Origin of the sequence: Acinetobacter tandoii DSM 14970 = CIP 107469 (genome assembly GCF_000400735.1) — a bacterium.
In the GTDB taxonomy this organism is placed as follows: Bacteria; Pseudomonadota; Gammaproteobacteria; order Pseudomonadales; family Moraxellaceae; genus Acinetobacter; species Acinetobacter tandoii.
Window position 1 is genome coordinate 23630 of the sequence record NZ_KE007367.1, and the last position, 13158, is coordinate 36787.

At 39.2% G+C, this 13158-nt stretch carries 18 protein-coding genes; 9 read left to right on the forward strand and 9 right to left on the reverse strand.

Going from position 1 to position 13158, the window contains the following annotated elements; all coding sequences use genetic code 11:
• The first annotated feature begins 11 nt into the window (after nucleotides 1-11).
• The 8 genes from I593_RS09525 to I593_RS21090 all read left to right on the forward strand — a co-directional run bounded on the left by I593_RS09525 (nucleotide 12) and on the right by I593_RS21090 (nucleotide 5612).
• On the forward strand, nucleotides 12-191 hold the full coding sequence (locus I593_RS09525) for a hypothetical protein (protein ID WP_228130576.1): 180 nt from the start codon (nucleotides 12-14) through the stop codon (nucleotides 189-191).
• Nucleotides 175-2907, forward strand: a complete 2733-nt coding sequence (locus I593_RS09530; RefSeq protein ID WP_016167357.1) for a phage tail protein — start codon at nucleotides 175-177, stop codon at nucleotides 2905-2907. Before I593_RS09525 ends, I593_RS09530 begins: the two co-directional genes overlap by 17 nt.
• Complete coding sequence (locus I593_RS09535; RefSeq protein WP_016167358.1) at nucleotides 2904-3887, forward strand: fibronectin type III domain-containing protein; 984 nt, start codon at nucleotides 2904-2906, stop codon at nucleotides 3885-3887. The genes I593_RS09530 and I593_RS09535 overlap by 4 nt, the downstream gene beginning before the upstream one ends.
• A gap of 77 nt (nucleotides 3888-3964) precedes the next feature.
• Entirely contained in the window at nucleotides 3965-4240 is a 276-nt protein-coding gene (locus tag I593_RS09540; RefSeq protein ID WP_026440989.1) for a hypothetical protein, read from the forward strand.
• Complete coding sequence (locus I593_RS09545) at nucleotides 4227-4730, forward strand: lysozyme (RefSeq protein WP_016167360.1); 504 nt, start codon at nucleotides 4227-4229, stop codon at nucleotides 4728-4730. Before I593_RS09540 ends, I593_RS09545 begins: the two co-directional genes overlap by 14 nt.
• Nucleotides 4731-5048, forward strand: a complete 318-nt coding sequence (locus I593_RS09550; RefSeq protein WP_016167361.1) for a ubiquitination-like system serine protease family protein — start codon at nucleotides 4731-4733, stop codon at nucleotides 5046-5048.
• Nucleotides 5048-5464 carry a hypothetical protein gene (locus I593_RS09555; RefSeq protein ID WP_016167362.1) on the forward strand — a complete coding sequence of 139 codons (417 nt, stop codon included), beginning with the start codon at nucleotides 5048-5050 and terminating at the stop codon, nucleotides 5462-5464. Before I593_RS09550 ends, I593_RS09555 begins: the two co-directional genes overlap by 1 nt.
• 4 nt (nucleotides 5465-5468) lie before the next feature.
• Nucleotides 5469-5612 carry a hypothetical protein gene (locus I593_RS21090; protein ID WP_457911966.1) on the forward strand — a complete coding sequence of 48 codons (144 nt, stop codon included), beginning with the start codon at nucleotides 5469-5471 and terminating at the stop codon, nucleotides 5610-5612.
• 14 nt (nucleotides 5613-5626) lie between these two features.
• Here I593_RS21090 and I593_RS09565 read toward each other — a convergent pair whose 3' ends face one another.
• Genes I593_RS09565 through I593_RS09580 form a run of 5 tightly spaced genes read right to left on the reverse strand, consistent with a single transcriptional unit; the run spans nucleotide 5627 to nucleotide 6915 of the window.
• The gene (locus I593_RS09565; RefSeq protein WP_016167363.1) at nucleotides 5627-5851 is read right to left on the reverse strand and encodes a hypothetical protein; all 225 of its coding nucleotides are present in this window, start codon (nucleotides 5849-5851) and stop codon (nucleotides 5627-5629) included.
• A gap of 50 nt (nucleotides 5852-5901) precedes the next feature.
• Nucleotides 5902-6126: a hypothetical protein gene (locus tag I593_RS09570; protein WP_016167364.1), complete on the reverse strand. Its 225-nt coding sequence runs from the start codon at nucleotides 6124-6126 to the stop codon at nucleotides 5902-5904.
• 4 nt (nucleotides 6127-6130) lie between these two features.
• Complete coding sequence (locus I593_RS09575) at nucleotides 6131-6520, reverse strand: YkvA family protein (protein WP_016167365.1); 390 nt, start codon at nucleotides 6518-6520, stop codon at nucleotides 6131-6133.
• Entirely contained in the window at nucleotides 6520-6645 is a 126-nt protein-coding gene (locus I593_RS20985; RefSeq protein WP_016167366.1) for a hypothetical protein, read from the reverse strand. The genes I593_RS09575 and I593_RS20985 overlap by 1 nt, the downstream gene beginning before the upstream one ends.
• Nucleotides 6646-6648: 3 nt before the next feature.
• A complete protein-coding gene (locus I593_RS09580) occupies nucleotides 6649-6915 on the reverse strand; it encodes a phage protein NinX family protein (RefSeq protein ID WP_016167367.1) in 267 nt (88 codons plus the stop codon).
• 589 nt (nucleotides 6916-7504) lie between these two features.
• Between I593_RS09580 and I593_RS09585 the strand changes: the two genes are divergently transcribed.
• Nucleotides 7505-8077, forward strand: a complete 573-nt coding sequence (locus tag I593_RS09585; protein ID WP_016167368.1) for a hypothetical protein — start codon at nucleotides 7505-7507, stop codon at nucleotides 8075-8077.
• A gap of 117 nt (nucleotides 8078-8194) precedes the next feature.
• Here the strand turns inward: I593_RS09585 and I593_RS09590 are convergent, their stop codons facing one another.
• The 4 genes from I593_RS09590 to I593_RS09605 all read right to left on the reverse strand — a co-directional run bounded on the left by I593_RS09590 (nucleotide 8195) and on the right by I593_RS09605 (nucleotide 13078).
• Complete coding sequence (locus tag I593_RS09590) at nucleotides 8195-9538, reverse strand: amidohydrolase (protein ID WP_016167369.1); 1344 nt, start codon at nucleotides 9536-9538, stop codon at nucleotides 8195-8197.
• Between the two features lie 203 nt (nucleotides 9539-9741).
• A complete protein-coding gene (gene ruvB / locus I593_RS09595) occupies nucleotides 9742-10743 on the reverse strand; it encodes a Holliday junction branch migration DNA helicase RuvB (protein ID WP_016167370.1) in 1002 nt (333 codons plus the stop codon).
• A 285-nt stretch (nucleotides 10744-11028) separates the two neighbouring features.
• On the reverse strand, nucleotides 11029-11631 hold the full coding sequence (gene ruvA / locus I593_RS09600; protein WP_016167371.1) for a Holliday junction branch migration protein RuvA: 603 nt from the start codon (nucleotides 11629-11631) through the stop codon (nucleotides 11029-11031).
• Between the two features lie 109 nt (nucleotides 11632-11740).
• A complete protein-coding gene (locus tag I593_RS09605; protein ID WP_016167372.1) occupies nucleotides 11741-13078 on the reverse strand; it encodes a deoxyguanosinetriphosphate triphosphohydrolase in 1338 nt (445 codons plus the stop codon).
• Nucleotides 13079-13158: the final 80 nt, after the last annotated feature.

Genomic DNA, 13158 nt, shown 5'->3' on the forward strand with positions numbered 1-13158 from the left:
TGAAAATCTATATGTCTGATTTACGCAAAACCCAGATGTGTGCTCGCGGATCGCGGGCATTTTTTTTGTCCAAAGGTTGGGATTGGAAAGACTTTCTAGAAAATGGAATTGATCTCGAAATTGTCGAGCAGACCAATGATGCAATGGCGCAGCAAGTTGTGGAGTATGTAAAAAATGGGCGGGAGCAGTAAGCAAGTCACAGGCTATCAATACTTTGCCAATTTTCTTTTGTTTATTGGTAATCCGATTGAAAAATTGCTGGGCATTAATTTTGATAAGCGTGGATGGGCGATCCCATTACTTGATGATCAGGGTAATCCGCTGGATGTTGGAATGATCAATAAACCAAATTTATTTGGGGAAAATGAGGGCGGTGTTACTGGGCAAATCCATGCACGTTATGGCACAGCCAATCCTATGCCAGTCTCTTTTTATACAGATTATCTTGCTGAAAATGACTTACCACCATTGGCTTATCCGTTTCAATCCTATCTTGCATTTGAAGATTTTTATCTAGGCAATTCAGGCTACATGAAAGAAATGTTGCTTTGGCCAAAGCGAATTCACATTAAGAATGATTACGGCCTGCAATGGTATGACGCTAAAGCAGAAGTTCCAGATTTAACCAATATTGTAGATTATCAAAATAACTTTGAAATCAATAATGATGTGCCATATCAACCTTTTACTTACTATTTTGCTGATCTTGAAATTGGATATTTGAGAGATGAATTATTTAGGGGATTACCTTTAAGTGATGGTTCAGGTTCAAACGATGCCCAAGGCGATGTGAGTAACTATAAGCAATCTATTTTGAATCGCGTGCAAGGCTCTGGATTTTTACAATTCGAGTTTATAAAAGTAAGCTATTTGATTACGTATCACACAGTTGAAATGGATACCAATTTTCCGCCTGGACTCGAGATTTTTGAACATACAGAAGAAGATGTAAGTAGTGAATATCCAAATACTTCTGGATTTAAAGCAAGACGGGTGACCTATATTTGTCGTTCATCTGCGACTGATATTGGTTTAGATATGCATGGGAAATATGGTTTTGATGGTCGCTTTAAGTTTAATTATGATTTTGTGATCAATAATCTAGATAACCATCAAACCCCAATTTATGCCAATTCTGGTGACATCAATCCGATCCATAAAATCCGTGAGATCCTGACCGACGATACAGCAATGAATAAGCCTGAACATAATGTCAATGTTGCTAATTTCGTTAAAGCTGCTGATCGAGTTTGGGATGAAGGTTTGGGAATTTCATGGGCGATTACTGAAAAATCATGCATTGATGCCATTAATGAATTGTGTTCGCACATTGAAGCGGGGATTCGAGTCAATCGTCAAACAGGCTTATATGAAATGGTACTGTTTCGTGACGACTGGTTTAAAGAAGATGAAATTCACACACTTGCTGAAAGTAAGATTAAATCTATCTCATTTGAAGTCCAAAATGCAGATGATGTTGTGAATCAACTCAATGTGAGTTATTACGATCGCAATAATATTAAAAATGCATCATTTTCAATTTCTGAAAATGCATCCATCAAAAATATGCAAGGTCGGGTCAATGCTGAGAGTTCAGATTTTCCATATTTTATGAATCAGCGTAATGCTGCAGTCGTAGCGCAATGGAAGCTCAAACAATTCACAACACCGTGTTGGAAAGGTTCTTTTACGACTGGCCATAATCAGGCACGTAAGTGGAACCGCTATGACATCGTAAAATTGAATTGGTCCAGAAAAGGCATTGCTGATCTGCCGGTACGGATTATGAATATTAATCTGGGTGATGGGATAGACAATACAGTCAGTATTGATTTTGTTGAAGTTGTACCATTTTCTGATGAATTAACATCTAGTGTGGTCATTGATGACAAGATTGATGTGACACCATTGCCACCGCAACCCATTTTATTTAAAGCTTTTGAGTTATCGTATTTTGAAGCTGTACAAGCTCATGGGCAACGTACAGTAGATGATGAGTTAGCTTTTAATCCATATTCTGGCTATGTTGCTGTCGTAGCACAACGTTCTCAAAATAACTCATTGAATGCTCAAATGCATACAGATGCTGGCACTGGATATGAAAATTCAGCAGTAATTCAGTACTGTGAAACAGCTCAACTTGATCAATCAATAGACAGACTTGCATCATCATTTATTGTCAAAAAAGTTGGAGACTTGGCTTCTGTTCGAATTGGAAGTCAAATCTTTATAAACAATGAAATTATGGTGTTTCAAGGTTTTGATGCAGCATCTAAGTTATTAACAGTAAAGCGCGGTGCGTTGGATACAATCCCGAAAATCCATGCTGATAATAGTGTTTTATTCTTTGCTGATGATTTTGTTGCTGTAGATTCGACTGAGTATGCCTTGGGAGAAGCCATTGATGTAAAAGCATTGAGTACGACACCAAGTGGCATTTTAGATTTATCTGGCTCTGATACTCAAACAGTCACTATACATTCACGTGCTATACGACCATACCCACCAGCAAATGTGAAAATTAATGGTCAATATTTCCCAATAGAAATTGAGACGGATCTAATTTTGACATGGGTGGACCGAAATCGATCACAACAAACAGGTGGTGAAATTCTTGGTTGGTTTGAGAGTGGAGTTGCGATAGAGGCAAATACACAGACCTATTTAACCTTGATTGAGTTAGATGAAGCCAATCTGGTTCTTGCAAGTAATGCCGTCAATGTAACAGGGTCGAGCAGTTATACACTGCCAATGTCCTCGATGCAGCCAGCCACGAGATCGGTGCAAATTGTTTTAAAAACAACGAGAGAGGGATATGACTCGTACCAATATTTCAATCATATTGTTGAGCTTTCTACTTTCTTCAGTGCCCCTTATAACTTAACTGCGATAGTGAATGAAATATGAGTAAAAAAGTTGATTTAAGTTGGCATGTCGATGGTCTAGTTCATAGCTTCAATTACTATAGATATGAAATTTCTACGCCTATAAATGGACTTCCACCTCCAATTGTTACAGGGATAACTGAAACAAGTTATTCAGACTCAACAATTGAGGAGAATAAAAACTATTTCTTTAGGATTGGAGCTGTTCGAGGTAGTAATGAAAAGATTAGTTCGGAGTCAACGTTTACAACAGTCGATTGGTTAAAGAATTGGATATTATCAAATGCATCAGTAGGTGATGCATGGATAGTAAAAGATGCCATACTTGATGGTAGCGGCAATGTATTATCGATACCAAGTAAGGCAGGAAAAGAAGCTGCAATGCTGGTTACATCTTCAACCAAGCCACCAAAAACAGGTAACCATCTAACCAGTGCAAATTCAGTATTAAAGCTGAATGATACAAACAAAACAAAGTGGAGATTTTTACACGAGAGGGATAAAAATAAATACATTGTTTTGGCGATAAAAGTAACAGGTCCATCAACAGCTCAAGTAATAGCTTCAACAGGAGAGCCATCAACTGCCGCGAATGTTGCATGTGCTATATATTTCGACTATAGAACAACAGTTCCTTTTAAAAATACGACATTATTTCAATGCTCAAGAAGTCTCTCATCTGGAACAACTTATACATCGAAATATTTATCTGCAGCACCACCAACATTAAATAAGAATATTGTTTTTGTAATTTCTCAAACCCCTTCTGTCACTAACAATATCCCTGTAATTAAGGAGGATTTGACATCAATTAGTAATAGAGAATTTGAAGCGAATACTATTGATTTTAATGATCCAGCTAGTGTTTTAACCTTGCTAAATTCACCTTCAGGATCAAATCCATTTGTAGGAAATTTCTATGGTGCTATGGTGGTTGATAAAATACCAAACGCAACTGATCAGCAGCTTATATTTGAATATATGAGTGGTCTTTTTGAGTAATTGAATCTTTTATACGAGCCAAAACTATGCAGGCCCCACATCGGGGCTTTTTTTATGTCAAAAATTCGGGGAATAACATGTCTGAAACAACAACTGCAGTTGCTGAAACTTCAGCAGCGATTGCAGGAAAAGTTACTACAGCAACAGGCATAGGGGTAACACTTGTGTCCTGGGCAGCAACATGGGACTGGGGGTTCTTAATTGGTGTAGGTATTGGTCTGGCAGGTTTAATTATCAGCTTTATGAACTTTTTATCGAATCGCCAATTTCAGAAGCGTAAAGATCAACGTGAGCAAGAAATACATGAACTAGAAAAGCGCAAACTTAATGGGGAGTGCAATGTCAAAGACTAAATATTGGGTGATGGGATTAGCAGCTTCGGCTGCTTTTTTTACGTCTTTAGAAGTTAAAGAGGGCTATTCAGCCAAGCCATATAAAGACAGTGGCGGGGTGGTGACCCAAGGTATTGGCTCAACCACAAAACCGAATGGCCAATCGATCAAAATGACAGATCCACCGATCACACGCAAAACTGCATTGGAATGGGCAAAAGCGCATGTGGCTCAAGATGAAATTGCATTCCGAAAATCTATGCCGGGAGTGAAATTGTCCCAAGTTGAATATGACGTGTATCTAGACTTCACCTACAACTTTGGCCAAGCCAATTGGAATCAATCTTCCATGCTTCGAAACTTGAAAGCGGGGCAGTACGTGCAAGCGTGCAAGTCACTTTTGAAGTGGAAGTATGTTGCAAAGCGAGACTGCAGTATTCGGTCCAATAATTGTTATGGCGTTTGGACTCGACAAGTTGAGCGTTATGAAAAATGCATGGGGGCGCAGTAAATGGGTGAGTTTTGGAAAAAAGTAAGTCCGTATTTAGAAAAAAGCGATAATGGTGCTTACTACTTTAAATGTCCTGGCTGCAAGTATCTGCATCCTTTTCATACCAACAAGAATGCACATCCAAATGGCAGTACATGGAACTTCAATGGCGATGTAAATAAGCCAACTTTCACGCCATCTCTTTTAGTGAATGATCATTATCCAGCCAGTCGCTGTCATCTATTTTTAACTGATGGAAAGATCCAGTTCTTGTCTGACTGCCACCATGAATTGGCTGGTCAAACAGTGGATATGATTGAGATTGAGGAGTTTGATTAATGCAAGCATTCTTAGCCAAATTTTATGAAGCCGTCATTGTTGCAATGGCGGTTTTTTTATTACTGACATTGATTGGGTTAGGTGTTCAATCGTGGCGCGCTACTCATTACAAAACCCAGCTCGATAACGCAGAACTCAAATGTAATCAGCAAAAAACCGACATTCATGCTGACTATCAAGCCAAGGCAGTTAAAGCAGCCAAAGATTATCAAGAAGCATTGGCAAAACAGCAATCTACTATCAATCAACTGAGTTCAGATTATGAATCAGAAAAAGCAAAGTACAAAGTTAAAGTCGAAACAGTCACAAAGTTTGTCGATAAAATTGTTGAGCGTGATGTTTATCGTAATGTTTGTTCCGATGATGACGGCTTGCAGTCCATCAACTCGCTTATCAAAAGTCGCAATACCAGCTAATTTGATGCAGCCATGCCCGCAGCTTAATGAAATTCAGGGAAATACTGGTAAGGATTGGATGATCTGGGGCGTGGACACAATAGCAAAGCATAATGAATGTGCATTGCAAAATGATGCTTGGATTAAGATAGGGAAAGCCCTCAAGTGAGGGCTTTAGCAAATTCAAAGAATCGGATTTTTTTTGGCCTCATCAATGTAGCTTTTTAAATGATCAGTACTTTGGAATTTCCAATTTGCATTAGCTCCAGAGATTTTGTTGTCCAAAATTTGGTTTTCGTATTCTTTGAAAATTTGATCTAAGTCATGTCCGTGCAATTTTAAAGAATTAACTAATGCTGATAAGGCAACTTCTGAAAGCTGTAATTTTGTTGGGTTTTCTAATGACATGTTTTACTCTATTAATATAAAAATTGAGATTAAATTTTATATCAACAATTTTACTCCTCTACAACCTTTGCATTCCGCCAAAACTCCCCACGCTTCATGGCCAAGTAACTTTCTGCTCTCATACGATCAATAAACGTATCAGCCAAATCAGGATCATCTACCCATGCCACACCTGTCGTCATTTGAGCCGTGATTTCAGAAGGTTCCCAATAGTCATCTTCATGAACAATAGTTTTACTTGATAAATACAAACCATTCTTTTTGATGTACCACATAGTTTCATCTCAGTGAATGATAAAAATACATCCCCAAATACGCCAATAAAAATAACCATACTAATATGATGAAACCTGCTGCCCAAAGGTTTATTGGTTTCTCAGCTAATCCTGCTGCAATCACTTTACAATCGTCTTTTATGTACTGAGGGGTAAGTTTCATCACTAGTAACAGACCTAATGGCACAATAATAATATCGTCCAAATACCCCAAGATAGGTATAAAATCTGGAATTAAATCAATTGGTGATAAAGCATAAGCAGCAATAATTAAAGCTAAAAACTTAACAAGTATTGGTGTTCGTTTATCTTTTGCGATCAACCAAACTACAATAACATCCTTTTTTATTTCTTTAGCCCATTGCTTAGATTTTTTGTATAGGATAGAGAACATTAGCTTCGCACCTCGGTCAAAACCATATAACTGTCTGAAAAGCCCAATGACCAACCTGGATACTCGTGGAACGGTTCGGCAATACTGAGTAAGAATTTGATATAGACGTAAGGCCAGTCATTCATAACTTAAATCTCATTTCCAAGCTTCTTCTCAATAAAACATTTCACCACTGCTTCTATCGCATTATCACCAACCTGTTCGGCTTCTCTACTATCAGAACGTGGGCCAACATAGAATGCATTCCATCTGGAGTATGAACGAACAATACTAATTTTCTCTTTTTCTACAAGCTTTCCGCAAAGCTCCCAATCAATTACAGGTGTAGTTTTTACTTTCATTGCGATTGCAAGAATACTGGGAAGCTGCTCAAAAGATAATTCTGATACTTTCATTGTCATTCTTATTGTATGGTTAGGTATTAGGGGTAAATATAGCAATTTTTACACGTCAAAAAAGTCAATCTTTTCTATATTTCCGATAATAATATTGCAGGAATTTTGCCAAAGTGTTGTAGGCTCTTTTACCTATGCTAATAGTTCACTCAGACTACAAGTTATAGAGTTTTAAAAAAGTAGACTTATAGTAGACCGTAAATAGACCGATTATTAATTTTAAATATTGCTTAATAGGGTTTATAATTTTCAAGATATTGTTTTAACTACATTAGTTTTTGTATTTTGTTTTTCATTATTGCTTGTTGTTGCTTGATTTTATATAAGTTGTAGAATTTGAAATTCGAATTTATTCGCCATGATAGTGTTCCATGTCTAGATTTAATATGGTGTTTCGAAGCCCGTGCTTGTCCAAAGCTGCGTAGAATAATTGCAGGTACAATGGGGCTGAGTCATGAGCTAGGTAATGCCATGAAGTTTAGCAGTTTGAAATGACCGTCCAATGGCACAAGATTTCAATCTGAAAATGGATGAGGTTAAGTTTGAATAATAAAAATGGATATTTCGATTTACATTTTTTGGGGGAAAGATGAGCCGTCGAGCCTATTTAATTTGGTTGATTGTGATTATTACAGGACTCATTTACTGGTGGAAGCCTAGTCCTACGATTGAAAATGCTAAAGATCATCAACGAGTTAGTGACACAGTTCAAACCTTTAATGGTTATACCATGACCAATTTAGCGAATTATGAGGGACAATTTCGGGTTTTATCACGGGAAAACTACCGTTCTGGACGTGAAGCAGAGCTTAGCCCTGTCGATTTTGCCTTGGGATGGGGCGCGATGGCAGATCCATCCGTTTATAAACAGCTTTCGATACGCCAAAGTAATCGCTGGTATTACTGGCGTTATGAAAATCAGCCACCGATTCCACGCCATGAAATTGAAACGCATAGTGCCAATACACATTTAATTCCTGCCAATGAAACGATTGCCAAACAATTGGCTGATGTGGATCAAGATGACTTGATTTACTTAAAAGGACATTTAGTCGAAGTAAAATCGGCAGATGGCTGGATGTGGCGTAGTTCACTGAGTCGTGAAGATACAGGCAACGGGGCATGTGAGTTAATGTTGGTGGAAGAGGTGAGGGAACTGTAAATTATTGCTTTATCTTGATCTAGACTTCGCAGGAGTGGGGTGATGATCGAACGCATTTTGAATTGAAAGGTGATCTATATAGATCACCTTTTGTCATATTATTTTAATTCGCGTTTTTCATTTAGATGCTGTCGATTGGCTTTGTATTTGATTGGCAAATTTAGGGTAGTCTTGAATAAAACGAATATGGAGTTCTACACCTGTTTTTAGGGTGGCATCATCCACGCTAAAATAAGGATTATGATTCGGAGCAGCCTGATCCATTTTTTGGGATGGAGGCGTTGCCCCTAAAAAAACAAAAAGAGAAGGCATGAGTTGACCATAATATGAAAAGTCTTCACTTGCACTCGCATTATGCGCCAGCACATGTAGTTTATCTTCACCTGCAACCTGTTTGAGTGTCGGTTGCATCAGTCTGGTTAGGGTTGGGTTGTTTGACGTGACAGGTGCATAGGCAGCAATTTCGACTTTTGCCTGTACATCATTGGCTAAAGCATTGTGCTCTAACATGATTGGAATGTTTTTTAATAGGTTCTGGCGAATGTCTTCATTGTTAGAGCGGATGGTACCCACCATATTGACTTGTTCAGGGATAACATTGCCTGTTGTTCCAGCCTGAAAACTACCAATACTAATCACGCCCATACCTTGCGTTAGATTGGATCTGCGGCTAATCAGGCTTTGTAAATTGTTAATCATTTGTGAAGCGGCATAAATTGGATCACGACCATCCCAAGGCATTGAACCATGCACTTGTTTTCCATTGACTTGAATGCGCAGGTGATCCGCGCTGTTAAGCATCACACCTTCTTTATAAAATAAGTTATTACTTGGCATTCCAGCCATCACATGCAAGCCAAAAATTACTTCTGGTTTTGGGTTTTTAAGTGCGCCATCCGTAATCATTTTACGTGAACCAATTTCAGCACCTTGCGTGAAATTATCTACGTCAGCACCACCTTCTTCGGCTGGTTGGAAAATAAACATGACCGTACCCGCCAATTTATCGCGATTTTCTGCTAAAACTTTGGCAGCACCCAGCAACATCGCCGTATGTGCATCATGTCCACAGGCATGCATGACAGGGACTTCTTTACCTTGATAAATGGCTTTCGTTTTGCTGGCAAAAGCAAGCTGCGTTTTTTCTTCTATAGGCAAGGCATCCATATCTGCGCGTAATGCCATAGTCGGACCAGATTTTTTGCCTTTCAATACGCCAATCACGCCTGTTTTAGCAAATCCCGTTTTCACTTCTATGCCATAAGATTTAAGTTGCTGCTGCACTAGTTTAGAAGTCTGAAACTCCATGTTTCCTAGTTCTGGATGCTGATGAATGTGATGACGTAACTGAATAGTTTGTGCTTCATTTTTTTCGACTGCAGTATTAATCCAATCGGCAAAACTTATGGGGCTACAAAGTAGAAGCGATGTAAAAACACAGGATAATTGGAATGGTTTCATGCAATACACAGCCTTGTGATAATTCATTATTGAGCTGTAAAACATGCCATTGTGCTGAAGATAAGGCAAAAACCCTATAGGTATATTTAATTGATTAAAAAGTATGAGTCAAAGTAATAAGAATCAAGTTAAAAGATTGAAAGGAAAATGGTCTTATCTGACTAATTAAAAAAGGGAGACTAAATCTCCCTTTTTAATTATTTTTATTTCTGTTCTGGTGGTGTCATCCCAAACTGTAAATACGCCATATTGGTGGCAATACGACCCCGCGCAGTCCGCATGACATAACCTTGTTGAATTAAATATGGCTCAATCACATCTTCTAATGTGCCTGAATCTTCAGCCATGGCAGCAGCTAAAGCTTCAATACCTGCGGGACCACCATCAAATCGCTCAAGCAGCATGCTTAAATAACGACGGTCTAGAGTATCTAAACCGTCTTTATCAACATTTAGCATATCGAGTGCACGTTGTGCCATGTCTTGCGTTACTTCGCCTGTACCTTTCACTTGGGCATAATCACGAACTCGACGTAATAATCGGTTAGCAATACGTGGTGTTCCGCGTGCGCGGCGTGCAATTTCTGCCGAGCCTTCACGGGTAATCGGTACATCCATTAAATTGGCAGAACGCGTGACAATATGGGTTAAATCGGACACCGAGTAAAATTCAAGACGTTGTACAATCCCAAAACGGTCACGTAGTGGAGACGTCAATAAGCCTGCACGTGTAGTCGCTGCGACAAGGGTAAAAGGGGGTAAATCCAATTTAATTGAGCGGGCTGCTGGACCTTCACCAATCATGATATCGAGTTGGTAATCTTCCATTGCAGGGTACAGAATTTCTTCAATTACAGGTGAAAGACGATGAATTTCATCAATGAACAGCACATCGCCTTCTTCAAGATTGGTCAGCATAGCAGCCAAATCACCTGCACGTTCTAATACAGGTCCTGAAGTCGATTTTAAGTTGCCACCCATTTCACGCGCAATAATATTGGCCAGTGTGGTTTTACCCAAACCTGGTGGACCAAAAATCAAAGTATGGTCGAGTGCTTCGGCACGACCACGCGCGGCACCAATAAAGATTTCCATTTGTTCGCGTACCACTGGTTGACCAATATAGTCATCCAGTGAGGTAGGGCGAATGGCTCGATCGATATGATCTTCGGGTTTTTCGGAACCACCGATGAGACGGTCTTGCATATATTATTTAAACTTTAAGTGAATAGGCTTCGTAGCAAAATGTCAGAAAAGAAATTGTGTACCTTGGTGCAGTATTTCCAGCTTCGAGCGAAATTCAGGCATAACCTGCGGTTCGCCTTACTTTTGTTTTGGCAAAAGTAAGCAAAACCATTGTCATTCGCAAAACTCATCGAATGAAAGTTCGTATCGACTATATCGCAGAAACATTGTTGTGCAAATGTCTCCTGATTCGAACAGTTGCGAATGACGTTTACGTGTATCGAATGACGTCTTAGAGGAAGTACTTTATTTATTCATCGACTTGAGTGCAGCACGGATGATGTCACTGGCTTCAGTAAAATCACCTTTTGCCGCATTTACGAGTTTTTGAGCTTCTAAAGGTTTATAACCCAAAGATTGTAAAGCGGCCTCGGCTTCGGCAACGGCAGAGTTGCCTGTAAATTGAATTTGTTCCACTGTAGAATTGCTTGGAACTGTACCTGTAGACATGGCTTTAAAACGGTCACGTAATTCAATCATTAGGCGTTCAGCAGTCTTTTTACCCACACCAGGGACTTTAACCAGTGTATTCACATCTTCATGTTCAACGGTATGAATCAGCATATCTACGCTTAAAGTCGAAAGAATCCCCAAAGCCATTTTGGGGCCGACACCATTCACTTTTAACAGTGTACGGAAGATGAGTTTTTCTTGCTGATGTAAAAAACCATACAATAATTGTGCATCTTCACGAACTGCCAAATGCGTCCATAACGTGACTTTTTGTCCTTTTTGTAATTGGCAAAATGTCGATAAAGGTGTGTCAATCTCATAGCCAACGCCGTTGACATTGAGCAGTACGGTCGGGGCTTCGAGGGCAAACACTTCGCCAATTAAACATCCAATCATTTTTAAAGCTTCACTATTTTAGGTGTATACGGTTGCCAGTAGGAAAGTTGTGCTTTTAAGCTTACTTATTTAAAAGTCATGTTAAAAGCATGTTTATCTTTAATATGGGTTACATCAAACCAGACTTATTGCCTTGCAATTCTTGTGAAAGATTATAGGCTTGATGATCTGAAAACTTTGAAATAATATCCAGTACTTGCATAATATTTTCATAATGATTGTTGCCAAAACGCGCACCTGAACGCTGTAAAATAGTAAACAGGCGTTGCTCCTTAAAACTTAATGTTTTATGTGGCGTCGTAAGCGGAATGAAAGCATCTAAAATATTCTGCAAACTTTGATGCGCGATAATTTCCAAACCTGCTTTTTGTGGATGTTCAAAAATCTTATCTCGAGCCAGTTCTTTGGCTCGGTTGATTCCCAACTCAATATCTTCGGCACAGTATTGTAATAGGCTGCCTTTGAGCTGTCCTGTCAGAATTTCATAATGATGTTTGGCAAAAGCTGTGGTCACTTCATCGACCAAACGTTTCATTACCCGACCACGCAATGCAGCAATTTTTTGTTGCCAAGTTGTATCCATCGAGAGTTCGGAAGGCTTGCCATAGTCCGCAATTAAGTCAAGAAAAATGGGTTCAACTTCTTCATAGCTGAGCATATTTAAAATAATGCCATCTTCTAAATCAATTAGGGCATAGCAAATATCGTCTGCAGCTTCTAATAGATAGGTCAGTGGATGACGGCAGTAACGATCTTTTGCCAATTGAATGAGTCCAAGTTGCTCTGCAATTTGCCCCAATATTTCTTTTTCAGACTGATAACAACCAAATTTAGCACGCATGCTGGCTGGGGTATTGCCTTGTTCGGCAATGGTTTTGGATAACCACGGATACTTTAGATATGCACCTAAAGTAGCGTAAGTTAAACGCATACCACCATCATTGGGATGATAGTCAATTTTAGTCAGTAAGCGTAAACCTTGCGCATTACCTTCAAATTGACGGACATCCGCTTCTTCTTCTGGAGTGAGTTTCGCCAAAAAATTGCCATGTGAAGCATCATCAAACCATTCACGAATGGCATATTCCCCTGCATGTCCAAAAGGGGGGTTGCCAATATCATGTGCTAAACATGCAGCTTGAATGATGGCACCAACATCGGCAGGAGAAATCCAGACAGGAAGTTCGTCTTTTATTTTCTCTGCTGCGAGCATGCCGAGAGAGCGGCCTATACACGATACTTCAAGTGAATGTGTGAGGCGCGTATGGATGCCATCATGTTGCGTTAGTGGGTGGACTTGGGTTTTACGGTTGAGCTGTCTAAAACTTTGCGAAAAAATAATACGATCATAATCTTTATGAAAAGGGCTTCGAGCTTGTTCTGTACTTTGTTTTTTACTACCAATCCGAACTGTGGAAAGCAGTTCTAACCAACGCATTTGTTCCATTTATTATGTTTCATAGAAGGATTGCTTAAATCATGCCAAAAAATGTTGGGTTGCACTAGAGCAGTGCGACACGATTTGTC